This is a genomic window from Aequorivita sp. IT1282 (assembly GCF_058068205.1).
The window spans coordinates 537,932-560,564 of record NZ_JBYRHR010000003.1 but is presented as its reverse complement, the minus strand read 5'-3'; the positions used below and the strand labels follow the sequence as shown (position 1 = coordinate 560,564).

Here is a 22,633-nt window from a genome sequence, read left to right as displayed (position 1 = left end):
CGGTAATTAATCTACGCTGTCAATTTCAATATCTCAATGAACTTTTCTCTATACTATTATAGAGAGTTATTTTGTTGATGGAACGGAGTTGAACCGTTGCTAATACTACCTTTCATCTTGTCTCTAAGAACGTGCTTATCTCTAAGCGGCTGCAAATATACAACTCTTTTTTAAACTCACAATGTTTTTTGAAAAACATTTGAAAAAAAATTTAAGAGCGAATTACTAACTTTCCCAACATCCTAGCTGCTGTTCTAAGCGGGTGCAAATATAACACCCTTTTTATAACCGGCAATACTTTTTAAAGTATTTTTTTTCTAAATTTTAAAGAGCGTTTGCTTTGCAATTCTGAACAGCTATCTGTTCTGCTTAGCGGGTGCAAATATAGATCGCTTTTCGATACCCACAAACTTATTTATGGCTTTTTTTCGATGTTTTTTTTTAACAAATAATAAGGCTTTGAAAGCTACCATATTACCATTGAAAAAAAATTGAATTAGCCCTAAAATCGGTTTTTATCTGTCTAATAGTTCAATTCTGAACCGAACTCCCTAATACAACGAGGGTTGCCAAAAACAAAAAGAGCGAACTACAAACATAGCATGTTTTAAAATTCTGTGCAACTACCTGAAGGTCTTAGTTATTAACAGTCTTTTTGTTCCAAGCGGCCTTTAAATCGAGATAGTCAATGGGGAATGAAGGTTTTTGACGTTCAAGTATATTTTCTTGAAAGGATCTTTCTAAAATATCCTCAATTAAATAGTCTTCTTTTACGTCAAAGGGGTTGTATTCTTCCTTTAGAGAGATTTCAAAAAGGCTGGCTGTGGTGTTATACCAAAATGCCCGCCAGCCAGTGCGAAGCTCTTTTACAAGATCGAAAGCTGTGCGACCGGTTTGTCTGTGGATTAGTTTTACCAATATTTGCCCTTCGGTATGGGTCAATTTTTTAAGTTTTTCAGAAAATTCACCTTCAATATACTTTTGGATGCGTTTTGTATAGCGTCTTTTATCACCTTTTCTATCAATAGTTTTTAATCTTTCGGTCATAGTTGTTAAACGTTCGGAGGCTAATTTAGCATACGGATATACTTTTCGGGTTTTACGGCGAAGGATAAGATAACGTCTTCGGTCATCGGCTGAACCAAATTTTAATTTATTCAGCAGTATTACTTCATCGAGATCAATCATTTCTCGAGCTATAGTATCACCTTCAATTAGGTAATACATAACTTCGGAGGAATCTTTCTGTTTTTTTAAATATTCAGAATCTGTTTGCGCGTAAGTGGTGTTCAAACCGCAAAAAAGTATACATATATATATAGGTAGAAAAACTTTCATCTAAAACTGTTTTTTTAAAGCTTGGTTCTATCCAAGAACGCACCAAAAATAAGCAAATTGCACTGTTGCTCTTAATAAGAATTTGCTAATTTTACCAAACATATTTAATTTCAGAAAAATAGATTTATGACGACTTCATTATTGAATGACAATTCACTTAAATTTTTAGAAACCTATTTAAATAATGCAGCCCCCACCGGTTATGAATGGGACGGACAAAAGCTGTGGATGGATTATCTAAAACCTTATGTTGATGAATTTTTTACCGATACCTACGGAACGGCGGTTGGTGTAATTAATCCCGACGCAAAATTTAAAGTGGTTATTGAAGGCCATGCAGATGAAATTTCGTGGTACGTTAATTACATTTCAGACAATGGATTGCTTTATGTAGTTCGAAATGGCGGAAGCGATCACCAAATAGCGCCTTCAAAAATTGTAAATATTCATACCAAAAACGGAATTAAAAAAGGTGTTTTTGGTTGGCCGGCAATTCACACACGCGATAAAGCGAAAGAAGAATGCCCTAAACCAGAAAACATTTTTATAGACGTTGGTGCAAAAGATAAAGAAGAAGTAGAAAAAATGGATATTCACGTGGGTTGTGTAATTACCTACCCTGATCAATTCCATATTTTAAACGAAGACAAATTTGTGTGTCGCGCTTTAGATAATAGAATGGGTGGTTTCATGATTGCCGAAGTTGCAAGATTACTTCACGAAAATAAGGTTACGCTTCCTTTTGGACTTTATATTACAAATTCTGTACAGGAAGAAATTGGTTTAAGAGGAGCCGAAATGATTGCAGAACGTATTAAACCGAATGTTGCAATTGTTACCGATGTAACTCACGACACCACTACCCCAATGATTGACAAAAAAGTACAGGGATTGGCGGAAATTGGTTGCGGTCCAGTAATAGCCTATGCTCCTGCTGTACAACAAAAACTTCGTGATTTAATTGTTGATACTGCCGAAAAGAAAATGATACCGTTTCAGCGTGCAGCACTTTCCAGAGCTACGGGAACAGATACAGATGCTTTTGCGTATAGTAACGGCGGAGTTGCGAGTGCGTTAATTTCGTTGCCTCTTCGTTATATGCACACCACTGTAGAAATGGTGCACAGAAATGATGTAGAAAACGTAATTAAACTTATTTACGAAACATTGCTTAATATTAAAGACGGCGAAACCTTTAGTTATTTCGACTAGATTTTTTTAAGCGACATATTAATTATTAAACATTTAAAGAGGCTGTTTAAAAAGTAGTTTTGGATGTCTGTTCGAGCGCAGTCGAGAACTTTAGGTTTCTGACTTACAATCAGGTCTCGACTGCGCTCGACCCGACAAACCGATTAATTCTTATTTTTTAGACTGCCTCTTTCTTTTGAATATTATTGAAGAAAGTAAGCCCGAGTTGATGTAGGTGAAATCGACTTTTTAATTTTTAAGTATCTTTCTTTAATAATATTTTTTGCTGCTTTAGTTTTTCGAAATAAATCTTTGCTTCTTTTATCACTCTAGGTGCAAGAATTACGGTTGCCGTCATTGTTGGAATTGCCATTAATGCGAAGAAAGTATCGATTAGATTAATCATCATACTTAACGAAGTTGTAGCACCTACGAGTATACTTAGAATATAGAAGTAATTATAAATACCCTTGTTTTTTGCTCCAAAGAGAAAAGACATACACTTGCTTCCATAATACGAATATGAAAAAAGCGATGAAATACTGAAAATAGCAATACAAGCCAGCAAGCCATATTTTCCGAAGACCGGCATACTTTCTTCAAATGCTGAAGCGGTTAAACTAACGCCATTTGCGTCGCTAGTTTGCCAAACGCCCGTAACTAAAATTGCCAGTGCGGTAAGTGTACATATTATTAAGGTATCAATTGCAGGACCCAACATTGCTACTAAACCTTCGCGAATTGGTTCGTTTGTTTTTGCTGCACCGTGCGCCATTGGCGCTGTACCTATCCCCGCTTCGTTTGAAAATGCACCGCGACGAATTCCTAATAGAATAATACCACCTATAACGCCTCCCAGAAATACATCTCCTTTAAAAAAGTTTGCCGAGAAAGCATCTGTGAAGATTAAGCCCAAGTATTTTGGAACTACATCAATATGAACGCCGAGAATTATAACAACCAGTGTGAAATATAGCAAGACCATAGCGGGAACCATTTTTGAAGCAGTTTTACTAATACGCCCAAGACCACCCAAAATAACTATTCCGGTGATAATAGCTAAAACAATACCTATCATTAAATCTGTTTTAAAACCGTAATAAAGTCCGGCGGGTTTTAAAAGTATATCGTTAATTGCTTGTGTAAGTTGGTTTACATTAAAAACCGGCAGAGCACCTACCAATCCTGCCACGCTAAAAAGAATAGCCATAGGCATCCATTTTCTTCCTAAACCTTCGGTTATAAAATACATTGGGCCACCTTGTATCTTCCCTTCGCTATCTTTTCCGCGGTAAAGTATTGCTAGTGTTGCCGTAAAAAATTTAGTAGACATACCAATTACAGCACTAACCCACATCCAGAAAACTGCGCCCGGACCACCAATGGCGATGGCTACGGCAACTCCTGCAATATTCCCCATTCCAACGGTTGCAGAGAGAGCCGTTGTTAATGCTTGAAAATGTGTGATTTCACCAGCATCGCTTTCGTTGTCATATTTTCCACGTAGCACTGCTATAGCGTGACCTAAGTAGCGAAATGGTAAAAATCTAATTCTTATTATAAGGTATAAACCACCTCCAATTAACAGTATTAAAAGTGGCAAACCCCAAGCTGCGGAAGCCATTTCAGCGACAATATTGTCAATTTTTTCCAAGTGCTAGTTTTAAAGTTTTAACGAATGTAGTGTTAAAATTTTTAAAATTAAAAGGGAAATTGTTTCTTGCAGCATCAAATGAAAATACAACTAACCATTTATTTTATTTTTGTGTCTTTTTTTACATTCGCTCAGACTGAGTCGGATTGGAAAAAAGGTGCGTTTTCTTTTAATCCTGAATTTCTTTTAGGATTAACTATGGAATCCAACGACGGTTTTCCCGATACTAAATTACAGAAACAACTACTTCTAAGCTTTGGACGCTTCCACGAAAATAATCCGCAAGAATGGGCGCAGCGACTAAAAGGTCCAAAAACGGGTATGTCTATTGGAATCACAGATTTTGGAAATCTGGATAGTTTAGGAATAGCCATTACTGCAATGCCCTTTATTGAATTTAAGGCCTTTGGCAGCACTCGCTGGAAAGTAGTGGCTGCAATGGGCGCTTCCTATTTCACTAAAAAGTTCGATGCCGAAACCAATCCGCAGAATCAAGCAGTTACCACAGATCTTACTTGGGCGTATAGAATGTATTTATATTATCAATTTTTAGGGACAAAAAATATAGATTGGCGAATGGGTTTGGGCTACTCCCACCACTCCAACGGACATACTCGCTTACTGAACCAAGGTTATAATTCATTTTTGGTTAGCCTTTCGGCAGATATAAAAAATCCATTAAATAATCCTGAAAACACTACTGTTGAAGCGCTTCCAACTTATAACGAAACCGTTTATAGCTATTTCGCGCTACGCGGTGGATTAGGACAAAATGTTTTCGCGTTGGCATTCAACGACAAAGAGAATGTTTACACTATTGCTGGAGAATACGGCCGTGTTTACAACAATACATTTAAAATTGGAGTAGGTTTTTACTATCGTTTTTACCAGCATTATTACGATTATATTGAAGGAAATGAATCGTTGGTGCAAGCTGGGCGCGAGTTCGATTATTTCAGAAGTAATTCTTGGTATTACGCTTCCAATTTAGCAATTACAGTTCACGGCGAAATATTCCTAAATCACTTTGGGATCGATCTTCAATTGGGTTATAATTTGCATAAACCTGCATATAAAATAGATTGGCGCATTAATCAAGGTTGGGATAATCCGCCGCGAGAAATTCCGCCAGGGTGGCTTTTAGGAGAATTTGACGGAAGTTTTAAAAAGAAGAGCCGAATTTCCTCCAGATTGGGGTTAAAATATTACCTAATTGGAATGGAAAAAGCACCGAAAAACAACTTTTATATAGGCGCCCATCTTAATGCAAATTTAGGGCAGGCTGATTTTACCGAATTTAGTTTTGGTTATGTGCACAGTTTTAATCATAAATCGAAGCAGTGATAAAACGTTTATTTCTAAAGTTCTCAAATAAACGTTTTCTACTCGCTGGTCGGTTGCCTTTTGGCACCCAAAAATACTTTCATTATTACTTCAAAATACAGCTGTTCATTTTTTTCTTTTTAATTACGTTTTCATCAATTGGTCAATCTACACCTAATTGGATTGATAATTCGTTATTTTTTAATACCGAATTACTCTTCGGAGAAACGCAGGAAGCGAACTTTAATTTCCCCAGTACAAAGACACAAAAGCAGCTAATTTTTAATATTGGTAGGGATCAATCTGAAAATTCACAAGAATGGACTCAACGATTAAAAGGTCCACAAACTGGCTTTTCCTTCGGCATTACAGATTTTGGAAATAGAGATAGTTTGGGGTTGGCCTTTTCGTTTATGCCTTTTATAAGGTTTAATGCTTTTAGAAGTGAAAAGGTGAGTGTACTTGCTGGAATGGGAACTTCCTTTTTGACTGAAAAATACGATGCCGAAAAGAACCCGAGAAACCAGGCCGTAACTACCGACTTAACTTGGGCTTGTAGATTGTTTTTGTACTATCGGCTTTTCACAACAGAAAACATTGATTTACACTTAGGTTTTGGTTATACACACCACTCTAATGGCCATATGCGCTTACATAATAAAGGGTATAATTCATATTTATTTAGCATTTCTACAGATATAAAAAGCCCTACAAAGGACATGGTAGAGTTAGGTGAGGAAGAGGTTATCACGTTAAAGAATAACGTTTACAGTTACTTCATTTTACGCGGGGGGCTTGGTCAAAATTCTTTTGCTTTGGCTTTCAATGAAAAAAAACATGTGTACACTTTTGCTGGCGAATACGGTCGTATCTACAATAACACACTAAAACTTGGGATTGGTTTTTACTACCGATTCTACGAACATTATTACGATTATATTAAAGGGAATGAATGGCTAGTGCGGAGTGGAAGGGAGTTTGATTACTTTAAGAGTATGCCTATATATTATGCAACCAATATAGGTGTAAATTTTAGCGGTGAAATTTTAATGAACCATATAGGCATAAATTTGCAGATTGGAGTTAATTTACACAAACCCGCCTATAAAATGGAATGGCGAATAAATAAAGGTTGGGAAAACACTCCAAGAGAAATTCCAGAGGGATGGGTACTCGGTAATTTTGATGGTTTTTATAAGTTCAAAGAACTATTATCTGGGAGGCTGGGCTTAAAATATTATTTACTTGCTACAGAAAAGAACCCTATAAACAACATATATATTGCCGCACATATCAATTCAAATTTAGGGCAGGCAGATTTCTCTGAAGTAAGTTTAGGGTATATCTACAGTTTTAATTTTCAAGAAGATATTTAAATTAAAAACTTAGCGTTTAGAAAAATAGCTTAAAATATTTTTTTCAATACGTTCGTGAATATTTGAAACATCTGCTTTTATAAACTTTTCGCCTGTAATGTTTTCGTATAATTCAATATATCTTTCTGAAACGGTTTCGATATATTCATCGCTCATTGGTGGAACCTTTTGTCCTTCTAAACCCTGAAAACCATTTTGAATTAACCACTGACGAACAAACTCTTTTGAAAGTTGTTTTTGAGTTTCATTATTATTCTGACGTGCTTCATATCCTTCGGCGTAAAAGTAACGTGAAGAATCTGGTGTATGAATTTCATCAATTAACACTATTTTTCCATCCTTCGTTTTACCGAATTCATATTTAGTATCAACTAAGATTAATCCTCTTTTGTGAGCAATTTCACTTCCGCGTTTAAAAAGTTTTCGCGTGTAATCTTCAAGTTGAAGATAATCTGCTTCTGAAACTATTCCTCTTTTCAGAATATCTTCGCGTGAAATATCTTCATCGTGATCGCCCATTTCGGCTTTGGTGGCGGGAGTAATTATTGGTTCAGGAAATTTATCATTTTCCTTCATTCCTTCAGGCATTGCGATGCCACAAAGCATTCGTTTTCCAGCTTTATATTCGCGAGCGGCGTGGCCACTCATATATCCACGGATTACCATTTCAACTTTAAAAGGCTCGCAAGCTTCACCAATGGCAACGTTTGGATCTGGAGTTGCAGTCAACCAATTTGGCACCACATCTTCAGTATCGCGCATCATTTTGGTCGCAATTTGGTTTAATATCTGTCCTTTATACGGAATACCTTTTGGCATTACCACATCAAAAGCGCTAAGCCTGTCCGTAGCTACCATTAAAAGTTTGTTGTTTTCTAACGTATAGACTTCGCGCACCTTTCCGTGATAAACACTTTTTTGTCCGGGGAAATTAAAATCTGTTGAAATTATTGTGTTACTCATTATTTAATCTACGTTTTCAATATTCTTGTAAGCCGCAATCACCTCTTTTACTAAACGGTGGCGGATTACATCTTTGTCGTCTAAATAAACCATTCCAATTCCTTTCACGTCTTTTAAAACTAGTAGTGCTTCCTTTAATCCTGAAGTTACACGACGCGGTAAATCTATCTGTCCTGGGTCTCCGGTTATCATGAATTTTGCGTTTTTTCCCATTCGGGTTAAAAACATTTTCATTTGTGCGTGGGTTGTATTTTGGGCTTCGTCTAAAATTACAAATGCATTATCCAGCGTACGGCCGCGCATAAATGCCAAAGGCGCAATTTGAATAACTCCTGTTTCAATGTGCGACGCCAGTTTTTCGGCAGGAATCATATCGCGAAGCGCATCGTATAACGGCTGCATATATGGGTCCAGCTTTTCTTTTAAGTCGCCCGGAAGGAAACCTAAATTCTCACCGGCTTCTACCGCAGGTCTGGTTAATATTATTCGTTTTACTTCTTTTTCTTTTAAAGCTTTTACAGCAAGTGCCACACCGGTGTAGGTTTTACCCGTTCCCGCTGGGCCAACTGCAAAAACCATATCGTTTTTACCCATAAGCGCTACGAGTTTGCGCTGGTTTGCGGTCTGTGCCTTAATAGGTTTTCCGCTTAAACCGTGAACAATTACTTCGCCACTGCCTGCAGGTGCTTCGTATTCTTCTTTATTTCGGCTTAACAAAACGCGTTCAATAACGTTTTCGTCTAGTTTATTGTATTTGGCAGTATGCTCTAAGAGCATCATAATTCGCCTATCAAATTCTTCCAGCACATCTTCATCGCCATATGCTTTGATTTTGTTACCGCGTGCAACGATTTTCAGTTTTGGAAAATATTTTTTAAGAAGGTCAATATTAGCGTTTTCAAGACCGAAGAAATCCCTTGGGCTAATCTCTGTAAGTTCGATGATAAGTTCGTTCAAATGCTGTATATTTTAGACGTGAGTTATGCTACGTAAAAGGTGTTATATTAAGGTGTAATTCACTGTCAATATTATATAAAAATATGATCAATAATGTTACGGCAGAATAATTTTTTTATTAATCAAAAATAGTTTTGCCACTAACAAAAGTAACTTATTTTTGTGGTAACCTTTTAAGAAAATATCAACAATCCATTTATGGCTATAATTACACTTACTACTGACTTCGGAGAGAAGGATCACTTCGTTGGCGCAGTAAAAGGGGCTATTTACACGGAAATGGAAGATGCGAAGATTGTTGATATCTCTCATTACGTTTCGCCCTTTCATTTGCACGAAGCTGCATATATAATCCAGAATGCATACAAAAGTTTTCCGCTGGGAAGCATCCACATTATTGGGGTAGATTCTGAGTTAAATCCTGAAAATAAGCACATTGCAGTTTTTATGGATGGGCACTATTTTATATGTGCTAACAACGGTATTATTTCAATGTTAACTTCAGAAATTCGACCAGAGAAAATTGTTGAAATAAACATTCACGATCGAATAATAAGTAATTTCCCTGTTTTGGATGTTTTTGTGAAGGTTGCTGGGCACATTGCCAGAGGTGGAACACTAGAGGTAATTGGCAAAAACATTACCGAAATAAAAGAATTAACAGGCATACGCCCTGTAATAAGCAACAAAGAAAGTCAGATAATTGGTAACGTAATATATATTGATAATTACGGAAACGTGATAAGTAATATTACTAAAAAGCTTTTTGAAGAAGTAGGGCGCGGAAGAGAATTTATAATTGCTGCACGTAACGCGAAGTTTTCAAAAATACACACTCATTATAGTGACGCCATAAATTTTAACCACGCCCCAGAAAAACGTGAAGAAGATGGAAAAAGGCTAGCGCTTTGGAATTCATCACAATTTTTAGAACTTGCAATTTACAAAAGCAATCCTACTTCGGTGGGTGGCGCTTCTAGCCTATTTGGGTTAGAATTTAGAGATACTATTACGGTTAATTTTAGTTTAGAAACATAAATTCATATTTTAAATAAACGTTTTTATCGAAAAGTGAAAACGGTGCTTCGGCTCCGCTTAAACCTTAAATTAGTTATATGTTCACAAGAATTGTAAAAATGGATTTTGAAAAGGAGAACATTCCTGCTTTTCTGGCTAATTTTGAAGAAGTAAAAAAAAAGATCCGCAATTTTCCAGGTTGTGCTTTTTTGGAACTTTACAACGATAAAAATAACGAAACAATCTATTTCACTTACAGCCGTTGGAATAAAGAAATAGATCTAGAAAATTACAGAAACAGCGAACTTTTTAGAGACGTCTGGAGTGTAACAAAACCAATGTTTAAAGCGAAAGCTGAGGCTTGGAGTGTGGATACTGTGGCGAGGCTTGAGTAAATAGGTGTAGGTAGTAGGTGAAAAATTAATGGCGGTTTAGCGCTTGGGATAAAAAACAAATGTTTACAATAATAAAACGCGAAATAAACTCTTTCTTTTCCAGTACCATTGGGTATATGGTGATTGCGGTTTATTTAGTGATAAACGGTTTATTTCTGTGGGTTTTTGGTGGAAATTTCAATATACTCGATTCTGGATTTGCAGACCTCTCCCCCTATTTTGAACTCGCTCCGTGGGTTTTACTATTTTTAATTCCCGCTGTTTGTATGCGTGCTTTTAGCGACGAAATGAAAATGGGCACTTTAGAGTTGCTACTCACCAAACCAGTGTCCTTAAAAGATATCGTTTTAGGGAAATATTTTGGCGCAGTAATTCTAATTATCATCGCTCTAATTCCAACAATTTTATACGTTTTCGCCATTTCTGAATTAGGAAACCCGCCCGGAAATTGGGACGTTGGCAGCACTATTGGTTCCTACATTGGATTACTATTTTTGGTGTTAGCTTATACCTCAATCGGCATATTTTCTTCCACGCTTTCACAGAATCAAATTGTGGCTTTTATAATTGCCGTGTTTCTGTGTTTTGGGCTTTATTACGGTTTTGATGGCTTTACTTCCACCTCTTTTGATATCTCACAATTTGGAATGAAAGCGCATTTTGACAGCGTTTCACGCGGAGTTTTGGATACTCGCGATTTACTTTACTTTTTGAGCGTTACCGTATTTTTTATTGCATTAACCATTTTTAAATTGAAGAAGCTATAATGAAAACTTCAATTAGAAAAAATATCGTTTCGCTGGTTGTGTTAATTGCAGGTTTAATCCTGTTGAATATCGTTGGCAATTATTTCTACAAACGTTTCGATCTTACACAGGACAAGCGTTTCACACTGTCTGAAGAGGCGAAACAAATAGTTGATCAAATTGATTCCCCACTTATTGTGGATGTTTTTTTGAAAGGAAATTTCCCGCCAGAATTCAAAAGGCTGCAAAGTGAAACGGAACAGCTTTTAGAAGAATTCTCATCATATAATTCAAATATAAAGTTTGAATTTATCGATCCCACAGAAAAGGGTAACGAAGCTTTTCAAACGCAATTTGAAAAATTTGGACTGACTCCTGCACAAGTTTCAGTTACCGAAAGCGGCAAACAGAGTACCGAGCTAGTTTATCCTTGGGTACTAGCACATCACGATGGAAAATCTGTGAAAATTGGTTTGCTGAAAAACCAACTTGGCGCTACTTCCGAAGAACGGGTAAACAGTTCGTTGCAAAACTTACAATATGCTTTCGCCGATGGTTTTAAAAAACTGGCTTCAGAAAAGTCAAAGAAAATAGCGGTATTAAAAGGAAATGGAGAATATGACGATCGTTACATTGCCGATTTCTTTGCCACCCTGCGGGAATATTATTTTATAGCTCCTTTCACTTTAGATTCTGTTGCTGCAAGTCCAGAAAAGACTTTGAAAGCCTTGGAAGGTTTTAACTTAATTGTTGCTGCCCAGCCCACAGAAGCATTCACCGATAATGAAAAATATGTGCTGGATCAATATATAATGAACGGCGGCAATACCCTTTGGTTACTGGACGCAACCCAAATGCAGACAGATACTGTTAGCGGCAATGCTTTCGCTTTTGGAAGGGATTTAAACTTAAACGATTTCTTCTTTAAATACGGCATCCGTATCAACCCTAATTTGGTGAAAGATGTGTATTCGGCCCCAATTGTTTTGGCGAGTGGCGATGAACGAGAATCCCAATACAATCGTTATCCGTGGTTTTTTAGTCCGTTGAGTAGCAGCACGAATAGCCACCCAATCGTTACAAATATTGAGGCGGTAAAATTTGATTATGCCAGTGCAATAGATACACTTCCAAATAACATCAAAAAAACGGTTTTGCTTTCTACTTCACCAATTTCTAAAATCGTGGGACTCCCCTTCCCTATTGACTTTGATTCAGAAATACCAAAGAATTTACAGATCGTAAATGAAGGTCCTAATCCTGAAGAATACAACGCTGGCGAAGTTCCGCTTGCTGTATTGCTGGAAGGAAAATTCACTTCAGTTTATAAAAATCGGGTGAAACCAATTAAACTTGACGGCATAAAAAATATAGATGAAGGTAAATCTGCTAAGATGGTAGTAATCAGCGATGGCGATGTAATTAAAAACCAAATGCAGGGCAATCGGCCGCTTGAACTTGGCTTCGACAAAATGACGAATCAGTTCTACGGAAATAAAGAATTTCTGCTAAATACGGTTAATTACCTGCTTGACGATAGTGGACTTATAAACATTAGAACGCGGCAAATTGCAGTACCTTTTCTCGATCCACAAAAAACTGTGGAAGAGCGAAGCAAGTGGCAAGTGCTTAATATATTGTTACCGTTGGGTTTACTGGCTATTTTCGGATTTGTTTTCACCTATTATCGCAAACGAAAATACACCCGCTAAATGTTGATAAGTTTGTTTTAACAAACACTTCAATTGAAATATATTTGTACTTCGGCTTCGAACAGTAAACTGAACGAATCCTTTGAATTATCAAGAAGTTTGACAGGTTCGCCAATCTTTTACGCTACTATAAATTAGACGTATGGGGCGAGCATAATTGAGAATTATTTCATAAAAAACACACATAATGAAATTCATCGTATCGAGTTCCTATTTATTAAGACAACTGCAAGTTTTAGGTGGTATTATTAACAACAATAATACGCTGCCTATTTTAGATAATTTCCTGTTTGATTTAGACGGAAAATCCCTTACTGTTTCGGCTTCCGATTTAGAAACTACCATTTCTTCAAAATTAGAAGTGGAAAGTACTGAAAAAGGTTTGGTTTGTATTCCTGCAAGACTTTTGCTAGAAACGCTAAAAACCTTTCCAGAGCAACCATTAACTTTTACGGTTGAAGACAACAATACTATTGAAATAAGCAGCAACCACGGTAAATACGCTTTAGCATACGCTAGTGGCGAAGAATTTCCCAATGCTGTTGAATTAAAAGATCCTTCGGCAACAATTGTACAAGGCGATGTGCTTGCAACAGCTATCAGCAAAACAATTTTTGCTTCAGGGAACGATGATTTAAGACCTGTAATGAGCGGTGTTTTCTTTCAGTTTTCAACAGATAATTTAGTGTTTGTAGCGACCGATGCACACAAATTAGTGAAATATACCCGCGACGATATTAGCGCTACACAAACTGCGGAATTCATAATGCCGAAAAAGCCATTAACGCTTTTAAAGAGCATTCTTGCAGGTAGCGAAGAAGACGTAACTATTGAATATAACGATAGCAACGCAAAATTTGTTTTTGAGAATACAGAAATGGTTTGTCGTTTAATTGATGGAAAATACCCGAACTACGAGGCTGTTATTCCGAAGGAAAACCCGAACAAGTTGGTTATTGACAGAAATCAATTCTTGAATTCTGTACGTCGTGTTTCTATTTTCTCTAGTAAAACAACGCACCAAATACGTTTAAAGATTGCTGGTGCAGAGCTTAATATTTCTGCGGAAGATATAGATTACAGCAACAAAGCTGAGGAGCGTTTAACTTGCGACTACCAAGGTGATGATATGCAAATTGGTTTCAACAGCCGTTTCCTTACTGAAATGCTGAATAATCTTACAAGCGATGAAGTTTCATTAGAAATGAGCCTTCCTAACCGTGCAGGAATTCTTACTCCTGTAGATGGATTAGATGAAGGGGAAACTGTTACAATGCTTGTAATGCCAGTGATGCTGAATAATTAAAAGCCTTTTTAACTTACAAATATAACGGAAGAACTAAAAGGAGAGCTTATGCTTTCCTTTTTAGCATTTCAGTATGTAATGAAGGTTCTGCTAGTTATTTTTCCAAAGATTAGATAAACTCTTATAAAATATATTCCAACTGTGGACAACTATAACCAGCATAGAAATCCATTTTAGACGGTATTGCGCGTTATAATAGCAGAAAGCAGTTCTTCAGCATTCAAGTTTGAGCACAGTTAATATGTATTTGGATATATTAATTTTTTACGTAGTTTTAACAAAGCATTAAGCCTCTCCTCATGAAAAACAATAAGTACGCTAATATAGATGAGTCCTTTAATATTAAAGTTTTTGGTAAAGGGTCTCAACCAATGCTATTTGCCCACGGTTACGGTTGCGATCAAAATATGTGGCGCTTCATGTATCCTTATTTCGAGGAGAATTACAAGATTATACTTTTTGATTACATAGGTGCCGGTAATTCTGATATCGCTGCATACACAAATGAAAAATACAATTCGTTGCACGCCTATGCAGACGACATAATTACAATCTGTGAACATTTAAATTTAAAGGATGTTATTTTTGTGGGGCATTCGGTAAGTGCAATGATTGGTATGCTTGCTTCACTTAAAGACCCTTCACTTTTTTCGAAGTTGATTTTAATAGGCCCTTCACCCCGTTATATAAATGAGGGGGACTACGTTGGTGGGTTTGATAAAGAATCTATTGACGAGCTTTTAGATACCTTAGACATCAATTATTTGGGATGGTCTCGAACAATGGCTCCTATTATTATGGGTAATGATGCACGACCTGAATTAGGAAAAGAATTAAGCAATAGTTTTTGTAAAACCGATCCAGAGATTGCTAAAAATTTCGCCCGTGTTACGTTTCTATCGGACAACCGAGACGATTTAGAGAATATTACTACGCCAAGCCTTATATTGCAGTGTTCTCAGGATGTAATAGCCCCTATAGAAGTTGGGAAATACGTAGCCAATTCGGTACAAAATGGCACTCTAAAGATACTAAAAGCTACAGGGCACTGTCCTAATTTAAGTGCGCCAGAAGAAACTGCAAATGCAATTTTAGATTTTCTTGAAACCAACTCTTAGTGGGAATTAAAAACGATATTTTAAACGAAGTAGATTCAGTACGTCTTAAGGCAGCTTTAGACTTATATGAAAATGCGCCCTGCGGGTCTGTCTCATTTCAAAACGATGGATTAATAATAGATATAAACAATACATTAACGAATTGGTTAGGCTATAAAAAGGAAGAAATAGTTAATGTAATTACCCTCCCTAGCCTATTTAAAATTGGAGGGCAAATATTTTTTGAAACGCATTTTTTTCCACTTATAAAAATGCAAGGTTTTATACAGGAAGTCTATTTTGATATTCTCAGAAAAGACAAAAGTGTATTTCACGGCCTTATTAATGTGCGAGAAATTCCTCCACAAGGAAATTTACAAACCACCTATCAAGCAACTATACTAGACGTTACAGATCGCTGGAACTACGAAAATGAAATATTAGATGCCAAGCGAAAAGCTGAAGCAGATTCAAAAGCTAAGGCAGACTTTTTAGCGACTATTAGTCACGAAATCCGTACGCCTTTAAACGCAATTCTTGGAATAGGGAATCTACTGCATAAAACGCCTTTAAACGATAACCAAAAGGAATATGCACGCCTGTTACTGAGTTCTTCTGAAAATTTATTGAGTCTTGTGAACAATCTTTTAGACCTAAGTAAAATAGAGGCTAAAAAGCTTGAATTGGAACATGTTTCATTCAATCTTCTCGATTTGCTTACTGTGTTAAAGCAAATATATTCGGTAAAAGCTGAGGAAAAGGGAGTAGAACTTCTTATAAATTTAGAAGAAGGTATTCCAAACAATATTATTGGAGATCCAGTAAAACTGAATCAAATTCTAACCAATCTTATTGGGAATGCAATAAAGTTCACTAAGGTAGGTGCAATAACGGTTTCCATTTCTTTGATTAAAAAACTTAAAAAAGAGGTTCATCTTAAATTTGAAGTTTCGGATACCGGAATTGGTATTCCTGAAGAAAAATTAGAAACAATTTTTCAAGAGTTTTCGCAGGCTAGTTATGATGTAAGTGTGGAATACGGTGGTACCGGACTTGGCCTTACAATCAGTAAAAAATTATTAGAACTTCACGAAAGTAAATTAGTAGTAACTAGTAAAGTTAATGAAGGTTCTAAATTCAGTTTTTCTTTAAAGTATGAGGTTAATAAGAAAAAATCTAAAAAGCCAGAACAATTAATTTCAACTTCTGAAGATAATGATTTTGATGGCTGCCAGGTTTTAGTGGTTGATGATAACCTAATTAATATTTATATAACAACGCAGTATCTTGAGTTGTGGAACATTCAATATAAAACAGCAAAAAGTGGTCAAGAAGCTATAAACATCATTAAAAAGCATGCAATAGATATTGTATTACTGGATTTGCAAATGCCAAAAATGAATGGATATGAAACTGCTGAAAAGATTAGAGAATTAAAGCTTGAAAAAGAGCCCGATATAATTGCTTTTTCGGCATCTACAAAGGGAGAAGTAAGCGATAAATTAATTAAAGCAGGAATAGATGACCACCTGCCAAAACCATTTCAACCTTCGGAGCTTTTTGATTTATTAGGAGTTTGTCACGGTAAAAAAAACAAAGGTAAAAAGCTCGCTAAACTTTCTACCAAAGCTAAATTTATACCGAAGAAAAAGCTAAGGAAATTAAGTGCAAAAACCAAATCATCAGGGGTTGAGAGTTACAGTTTAGAGCGCTATATAAAAATGGCGAATAACAAACCTGAATACCTTAAAAAATTTGTTTTAAGTACGCTGGATGCTATGGTAGGTTATAAGAAGGAATTTGAAATTGCTTTAGCAAACAAAGACATAAAAAAGATTTCAGATCTCATTCATAAAACTACGATGACCATGTATTATATGAAGGCTGATCCGCTAAGCGGTTATATGAGTGAATGTCGAGAAATTCTTGGAGCTGTTCCATTAGACGAAGCCACACTAGCTAGTAAGGGAAAGTTTTGTTTGGAGGAATTCACTAAAATAATAAAAGGTTTAAAAAAGAGTCAAAAGCTCTAATTCTATACTTTTCATTCAGTTTAAATAATAATCTTTGCGAGAATCCTGAATAGTAAACTTCATAAAAAAATTACTTTATCATTTTAATTTAGAGTGTTTCTTAGATTCAGTAATTTATAGAATTTTAGCATTCGTGCAACCCTTTTTTGATTGCGTATAATTCCTAGGGTACAAACCTTTAAAACTTTTCTAAAGTAATGTTACCTTTGCCCGCAATGACACACACAGATACTATAGTAGCAATGGCAACTCCTGCAGGGGCGGGTGCAATCGCAGTACTTCGACTTTCGGGGCCAGATGCCGTTGCAATTACTTCATCCATATTTACTTCAATTTCAAAGAAGGAACTTTCAAAACAGAAAACCCATACGGTTCATTTGGGAAACATAAAGGATGGGGAACGGGTAATTGATGAGGTGCTAGCAACTATTTTCAAAAACCCAAATAGTTATACTGGTGAAGATGTGGTTGAAATTTCCTGTCACGGAAGTAATTACATACAGCAAGAAATAATACAATTATGCCTTCGGAAAGGTTGTAGAATGGCACAAGCCGGAGAGTTTACACTACGTGCATTCCTTAACGGGAAGATGGATTTAAGCCAGGCAGAAGCTGTTGCAGACCTTATTGCTAGCGATAGTGCTGCCAGCCATCAGCTTGCAATACAGCAGATGCGTGGCGGATTTTCTTCAGAAATAAAAAAGCTGCGCGAAGAACTATTGAATTTTGCTTCATTAATTGAATTAGAGTTAGATTTTGCCGAAGAAGACGTAGAATTCGCCAATCGCGAGGAATTCCAAAAGCTAATTTCAAAAATAACACAAGTTCTTAAACGACTTATAGATTCGTTCGCTACTGGAAATGTTTTAAAAAACGGTATTCCTGTAGCCATTGTAGGCGAACCAAATGTGGGGAAATCTACCCTGCTGAATGCATTACTAAACGAGGATCGTGCCATTGTAAGCGACATTGCAGGTACAACGCGCGATACTATTGAAGATGAAATAACCATTGGTGGTATTGGTTTTCGATTTATAGATACTGCCGGAATTCGCGATACCGAAGATATTATTGAAGGATTAGGAATAAAGAAAACCTTTGAGAAAATTGAAGCTGCACAGGTTGTAATTTATCTCTTTGACTCGGAGAAATTTAAAATTCAAGGTACAAGATTCAAGGTTGAGATTGAAACTATCAAGAATAAATATCCTTTAAAAAACCTTGTAATTGTAGCCAATAAGGTTGATAAGCTTACAGAAATAGAAATTGAACAGTTACAATCTGCACTCAATAATCCGCCTGCTGGAAGATCTGTGCTTCAATTATTATCTGCCAAAACTGGGCAAGGCGTGGAAGAACTTCAAAATAAATTACTCGATTTCGTAAACACGGGCGCACTTCGTAATAATGAAACCATCGTTACCAACAGCCGCCATTACGACGCTATGTTGAAGGCTTTGGAAGAAATAAGCCACGTACAGAATGGAATAAATAATAATACAAGTGGAGATTTATTGGCAATAGATATTCGCCAAGCCTTGTATTATTTTGGTGAAATTACGGGCGAGATATCGAACGATGAGCTTTTGGGTAATATTTTTGCCAATTTCTGTATTGGGAAGTAATTCTTCTACTTTAAAAAACCTCTATACCAATCCGATAATACTCTATTATTTTCGCTATAATACTATAATATTCCGATATTCTTTATTAAGTTTGAGGTAAATGTTAAAGACTCTTTAATTTGTACATTTGTTTTTATTTCAAAAGCTTAGATACAAAACATTAAAAATCATTAGTATTGAAAAAAAAATATTTTGATAGTTACTTAGTTCTCCCCGTAAATCGTTAAAATAATTATTGCTATTCATGATTATTTCTAGTCAAAGACCCAACTTTCCGGATCAGCTTCTATTCAATTCATACCCATTTCCTATGTGGATTTATGATGTTGAAACGCTACGGTTTTTGGCAGTTAATGAAGAGGCAATAAAACATTACGGTTATTCGGAAACGGAGTTCCTTTCTATGACTATTAAAGATATTAGGCCAATAGAAGAAATTCCCAAATTATTAGAAGCTGTTAGAAGCACAATAACGAGGACTAAGGAATATAAAAATAATCTCTTTCTACATCAAAAAAAAGATGGTAGTATCATCCACGTAAAGATTAAAAGTAACCTAATTGATTTTTACGATAAGCAGGCAGATATTGTTACTGCAATAGACCTTACAGAGCAATACTTACAAGAAAAACATATTCTAGAGCAAAAGCATTATTTGTCTATAATAGGAGAACTTAATCAGCTTTTACTTAGGTCTGAAGATTGGGTGTTAGCATTGGATAGTTGTTTTCAGATTGTGGGAGATACGCTTAATATAGACAGAATCTACTTTTTTCAAAATGATTTAAAGAATAAAACAACCTCACAACGGCTGGAATGGGTTCAGGATAGTACCGAAATGCAAATTGATAATCCTGAATTACAGCATGTTCCTTTCTCTAAATTTCCACTTTTTATAGAGCCTTTGCAGAAAGGTGAATTCTTTGAGGCTATTGTATCACAATTACCACCAAGTACTATTAAAGATGTTCTAAAAACACAGAAAATTTGCTCTATACTAGTACTGCCAGTGATGGTTAACAATACTTTTTGTGGGTTTATTGGCATAGATGATTGTAAGAATGAAAGAACTTGGCAAAAGAATGAATTAGAACTTTTAAAAAACCTGACATCAAATCTTGGTCATGTTATAAAGGAATCTCAAGCCCAACAAAAATTAATAGACAGCGAGGCTAAATTAAAATCGCTTGTTCAAAATAGTACAGAGCTAATTTCAATTTTAAATACCGCTGGCGATTATATTTACGTAGCGCCAAATTCAACAAAAATATTAGGGATACCACCCGAGGAGATTATTGGCACTAATGCATTCGATTTTATTTATAAGGAAGATGCTCCTAGGCTACGAAAACATCTTGAGGAAGTCTTGACAACAGATAGCGAGTCTATTGAACCTTTCAGATATCCAGATTCTGAAGGTAATTGGCGTTGGGTTCAAACTGAATTAACAAACCATTTATACAATCCTGCAATTGGTGGGATAGTTGCAAACACTAGAGAGGTAACGCTTGAGGTTGAAAAAAGAATGGGGAAAGAACTTGTGGCATCTCTAACTAAAGCCATTGGTAGTCCAGGTTCACTTTCTGCTAGTTTAGCAGAAGCATTAAAAAAACTGGTACGGCTTTCAGGCATTAGTATTGCTGAAGTATGGCTTATTTCCGAAGATAAAGCGCGACTAAATTTAATTTCAAAATCTAATCAGGATGCATCATTTGATTCTTTTCATGAGCACTCTAAAAATATTCATAGTTTTGAAAAAGGCGTAGGTTTAGCAGGCCACGTTTGGGAATCTATGGGAACATCCATTTGGCAAGACATCTATAATTACGAGCCTCTTGTAAGAGCCGAAGCTGCGGCTGTAGCCGAATTACAGTCGGCTATCGGAATTCCTATAATTTTTAATGAAGAGTTTCTGGGGTGTTTTATTTGCTTTTCTCGCTTTAAAGATCAATATCTTTCAGATCATTTTAAACTATTAGAAGAAGTTGGTTTACAGATTGGCGCGGTGGTTAAACAGAAAATTACCGAAGAAGAATACCGCAACTTTTTTGATATTTCACCCGACCCACATTGCTTGGTTGGTTTTGATGGTTATTTAAAAAAGCTAAACAAAGCTTTTAAAGATTTACTTGGTTATTCAAAGTCTGAAATAATTGAAAAACCAATATTCGATTTTATACATAGTGAAGACAGAGCTTCTTTTATAGATAACTTAATAACCACTGCGGAGAGTATAAATTCATACGAGGCAAGGTTAATAACTAAAGATGGAACCATTAAATGGTTACGCTGGAGCGCTACTTTAAAAACTGAAGTAAAAATTATTATTGCTGTCGCTAAAGATATTACGGAGCAAAAAATTGCAGAGCAAGAATTAGAAGCGGCTTACTTACGACTTCGGAATGCTCAAAAAATTGCAAAGCTTGGGTATTGGAGTCGCGATTTAGATTCTGATATTTCTGAATGGAGTGAAGAAATGTACAGCTTATTTGGCTACACACCTTCTAATTTTATTCCTACATTAGAAAATATAGCGGAGGCATTTCACCCATCGGATAGAGCTTTACTATTTGGCGACGTAACTAAAATGCTTAAACCTGGCAAAATTCAAAGTTTTGAGCACCGCATTATAACTGGATCTAATGCTATAAGATGGGTGCGCCAAGAAGTACAACTTCTTGTGAATGCTGCTGGAAAACCATTTCGTTTGGAAGGAACAATTCAAGATATAACAGATAGCATAGAAAACCAAAAACAATTAGCTTTTAGCAATGAGCGGTTTAGCCTAGCAATGCAAGTGAGTAATGAAATAATTTGGGATATTGACCATAAAGAACAAACTATTGCAAGAGGTAGAGGTTATGAGGGCACATTTCAATATGATGCTACAGAGCCATTTAATAAAGAAAATTCTTGGTTTAATAAGGTTTACCCTGAAGACTTGCCTAAATTATGGGAGTCACTCCAAGCAGCCTTTTTAGATAAAACCAAGAAAAATTGGGAAAGAGAGTATAGAATTCTGACGGAAGATGGCAGCATTGCTTATATGGTTGACCGTTGCTATATACTAAGAGATGATGAAGGCAACCCCATTAGATCTATCGGGTCTGCGCTGGATGTTACAAATTCCAGACAACAACTTGAACAAATTAAAAGACAGAATACAAACCTTCGCGAAATTGCTTGGTTGCAATCGCATGTTATTAGGGCTCCCCTTTCTAAGATAATGGGTTTAATATATCTTTCAGAACTTAATTCTGAAGATGATTCGAAAGATGAAATTTTTAGTATGATTTCTGATGCAGCCGATGAATTAGACGAGGTAATACATGAAATCACTCACAAAATAAACGCAATTGAAGATGCAGATGCGTGAAATTTTACTAATTGATGATGATCCTATCATCAACTTGATTAACTCCCGAGTGATTAAATTGCACTTTCCGGATACGCACGTCACCGCCCTGAAAAGTGGTAAAGAAGGATTGGAATATATACGCGAACACCAAACAAAGACCTATCTTATTTTCTTAGACATTCATATGCCTCAAATGAATGGTTGGGAGTTTATCACAAAGATTCGTGAGTGCGAAATTTCGTTAGATTTGCAAATCCATATTCTTACGTCTTCGGTAGATAATACCGATATACGGAAAGCAAAAGAGAACGATCAAGTACTTTCCTATTTGTTGAAGCCACTAAAAATAGATGTTTTGAAATCCTTGGCTTGCTAATAACCCGTCATTGAGTTATTCTTTACTGTTCGGCTTTTATTAGTTTTCTTTATTCTTCATCAATTATATTACAAACAAATAGCTATTAATAAAATGGCTTAAACATAGAGGCGTTAATCTTTCCTTAAACCTTTACATTAAATTCAGTATTCTGTGGAATTGGCAA

Annotated in this window: 17 protein-coding genes; 13 read left to right on the top strand and 4 right to left on the bottom strand. The window is 36.0% G+C overall.

Annotated features, from left to right (window positions below; all coding sequences use genetic code 11):
- Positions 1-636: 636 nt before the first annotated feature.
- The gene (locus AC3RVG_RS09405) at positions 637-1,338 is read right to left on the bottom strand and encodes a DUF4294 domain-containing protein (protein ID WP_489691201.1); all 702 of its coding nucleotides are present in this window, start codon (positions 1,336-1,338) and stop codon (positions 637-639) included.
- 126 nt (positions 1,339-1,464) lie between these two features.
- Between AC3RVG_RS09405 and AC3RVG_RS09400 the strand changes: the two genes are divergently transcribed.
- Positions 1,465-2,550, top strand: a complete 1,086-nt coding sequence (locus AC3RVG_RS09400; protein ID WP_489691200.1) for a M42 family metallopeptidase — start codon at positions 1,465-1,467, stop codon at positions 2,548-2,550.
- Positions 2,551-2,785: 235 nt separating this feature from the next.
- Here AC3RVG_RS09400 and AC3RVG_RS09395 read toward each other — a convergent pair whose 3' ends face one another.
- Positions 2,786-4,183: an alanine/glycine:cation symporter family protein gene (locus AC3RVG_RS09395; protein ID WP_489691199.1), complete on the bottom strand. Its 1,398-nt coding sequence runs from the start codon at positions 4,181-4,183 to the stop codon at positions 2,786-2,788.
- A gap of 198 nt (positions 4,184-4,381) precedes the next feature.
- On the opposite strand from AC3RVG_RS09395, the gene AC3RVG_RS09390 reads away from it, so the two are divergent.
- Positions 4,382-5,527: an acyloxyacyl hydrolase gene (locus tag AC3RVG_RS09390; protein ID WP_489691198.1), complete on the top strand. Its 1,146-nt coding sequence runs from the start codon at positions 4,382-4,384 to the stop codon at positions 5,525-5,527.
- The gene (locus AC3RVG_RS09385) at positions 5,524-6,882 is read left to right on the top strand and encodes an acyloxyacyl hydrolase (protein WP_489691197.1); all 1,359 of its coding nucleotides are present in this window, start codon (positions 5,524-5,526) and stop codon (positions 6,880-6,882) included. The genes AC3RVG_RS09390 and AC3RVG_RS09385 overlap by 4 nt, the downstream gene beginning before the upstream one ends.
- 9 nt (positions 6,883-6,891) lie before the next feature.
- Here the strand turns inward: AC3RVG_RS09385 and AC3RVG_RS09380 are convergent, their stop codons facing one another.
- Positions 6,892-7,845, bottom strand: a complete 954-nt coding sequence (locus AC3RVG_RS09380; protein ID WP_489691196.1) for a phosphoribosylaminoimidazolesuccinocarboxamide synthase — start codon at positions 7,843-7,845, stop codon at positions 6,892-6,894.
- 3 nt (positions 7,846-7,848) lie between these two features.
- Positions 7,849-8,802, bottom strand: a complete 954-nt coding sequence (locus tag AC3RVG_RS09375; RefSeq protein WP_489691195.1) for a PhoH family protein — start codon at positions 8,800-8,802, stop codon at positions 7,849-7,851.
- A gap of 198 nt (positions 8,803-9,000) precedes the next feature.
- Between AC3RVG_RS09375 and AC3RVG_RS09370 the strand changes: the two genes are divergently transcribed.
- The 10 genes from AC3RVG_RS09370 to AC3RVG_RS09325 all read left to right on the top strand — a co-directional run bounded on the left by AC3RVG_RS09370 (position 9,001) and on the right by AC3RVG_RS09325 (position 22,467).
- Entirely contained in the window at positions 9,001-9,840 is an 840-nt protein-coding gene (locus AC3RVG_RS09370; protein WP_489691194.1) for an SAM hydrolase/SAM-dependent halogenase family protein, read from the top strand.
- Between the two features lie 77 nt (positions 9,841-9,917).
- Positions 9,918-10,214: a putative quinol monooxygenase gene (locus tag AC3RVG_RS09365; RefSeq protein ID WP_489691193.1), complete on the top strand. Its 297-nt coding sequence runs from the start codon at positions 9,918-9,920 to the stop codon at positions 10,212-10,214.
- A gap of 59 nt (positions 10,215-10,273) precedes the next feature.
- Positions 10,274-10,981, top strand: coding sequence for a gliding motility-associated ABC transporter permease subunit GldF (gldF, locus tag AC3RVG_RS09360; RefSeq protein ID WP_489691192.1), 708 nt, complete (start codon positions 10,274-10,276; stop codon positions 10,979-10,981).
- Entirely contained in the window at positions 10,981-12,672 is a 1,692-nt protein-coding gene (gldG, locus tag AC3RVG_RS09355; RefSeq protein ID WP_489691191.1) for a gliding motility-associated ABC transporter substrate-binding protein GldG, read from the top strand. The genes gldF and gldG overlap by 1 nt, the downstream gene beginning before the upstream one ends.
- Before the next feature lie 187 nt (positions 12,673-12,859).
- Positions 12,860-13,978, top strand: a complete 1,119-nt coding sequence (gene dnaN, locus AC3RVG_RS09350; RefSeq protein ID WP_489691190.1) for a DNA polymerase III subunit beta — start codon at positions 12,860-12,862, stop codon at positions 13,976-13,978.
- 299 nt (positions 13,979-14,277) lie between these two features.
- Positions 14,278-15,096, top strand: a complete 819-nt coding sequence (locus tag AC3RVG_RS09345) for an alpha/beta fold hydrolase (RefSeq protein ID WP_489691189.1) — start codon at positions 14,278-14,280, stop codon at positions 15,094-15,096.
- Positions 15,096-17,108 (top strand): ATP-binding protein, encoded by a 2,013-nt coding sequence (locus tag AC3RVG_RS09340; RefSeq protein ID WP_489691188.1) that lies wholly within the window; start codon positions 15,096-15,098, stop codon positions 17,106-17,108. Before AC3RVG_RS09345 ends, AC3RVG_RS09340 begins: the two co-directional genes overlap by 1 nt.
- Before the next feature lie 215 nt (positions 17,109-17,323).
- Positions 17,324-18,733: a tRNA uridine-5-carboxymethylaminomethyl(34) synthesis GTPase MnmE gene (gene mnmE / locus AC3RVG_RS09335; RefSeq protein WP_489691187.1), complete on the top strand. Its 1,410-nt coding sequence runs from the start codon at positions 17,324-17,326 to the stop codon at positions 18,731-18,733.
- Positions 18,734-18,977: 244 nt separating this feature from the next.
- A complete protein-coding gene (locus tag AC3RVG_RS09330) occupies positions 18,978-22,109 on the top strand; it encodes a PAS domain-containing protein (protein WP_489691186.1) in 3,132 nt (1,043 codons plus the stop codon).
- Positions 22,102-22,467 (top strand): response regulator, encoded by a 366-nt coding sequence (locus tag AC3RVG_RS09325; protein ID WP_489691185.1) that lies wholly within the window; start codon positions 22,102-22,104, stop codon positions 22,465-22,467. Before AC3RVG_RS09330 ends, AC3RVG_RS09325 begins: the two co-directional genes overlap by 8 nt.
- Positions 22,468-22,633: the final 166 nt, after the last annotated feature.

Bases quoted from the DNA above. Each gene is read 5' to 3' on its own strand.
- AC3RVG_RS09345 (WP_489691189.1), top strand. From the start codon at position 14,278: ATGAAAAACAATAAGTACGCTAATATAGATGAGTCCTTTAATATTAAA.
- AC3RVG_RS09400 (WP_489691200.1), top strand. From the start codon at position 1,465: ATGACGACTTCATTATTGAATGACAATTCACTTAAATTTTTAGAAACC.
- mnmE (WP_489691187.1), top strand. From the start codon at position 17,324: ATGACACACACAGATACTATAGTAGCAATGGCAACTCCTGCAGGGGCG.
- AC3RVG_RS09325 (WP_489691185.1), top strand. From the start codon at position 22,102: ATGCGTGAAATTTTACTAATTGATGATGATCCTATCATCAACTTGATT.
- gldG (WP_489691191.1), top strand. From the start codon at position 10,981: ATGAAAACTTCAATTAGAAAAAATATCGTTTCGCTGGTTGTGTTAATT.
- AC3RVG_RS09370 (WP_489691194.1), top strand. From the start codon at position 9,001: ATGGCTATAATTACACTTACTACTGACTTCGGAGAGAAGGATCACTTC.
- AC3RVG_RS09380 (WP_489691196.1), bottom strand. From the start codon at position 7,845: ATGAGTAACACAATAATTTCAACAGATTTTAATTTCCCCGGACAAAAA.
- dnaN (WP_489691190.1), top strand. From the start codon at position 12,860: ATGAAATTCATCGTATCGAGTTCCTATTTATTAAGACAACTGCAAGTT.
- AC3RVG_RS09405 (WP_489691201.1), bottom strand. From the start codon at position 1,338: ATGAAAGTTTTTCTACCTATATATATATGTATACTTTTTTGCGGTTTG.
- AC3RVG_RS09365 (WP_489691193.1), top strand. From the start codon at position 9,918: ATGTTCACAAGAATTGTAAAAATGGATTTTGAAAAGGAGAACATTCCT.
- gldF (WP_489691192.1), top strand. From the start codon at position 10,274: ATGTTTACAATAATAAAACGCGAAATAAACTCTTTCTTTTCCAGTACC.
- AC3RVG_RS09390 (WP_489691198.1), top strand. From the start codon at position 4,382: ATGGAATCCAACGACGGTTTTCCCGATACTAAATTACAGAAACAACTA.
- AC3RVG_RS09330 (WP_489691186.1), top strand. From the start codon at position 18,978: ATGATTATTTCTAGTCAAAGACCCAACTTTCCGGATCAGCTTCTATTC.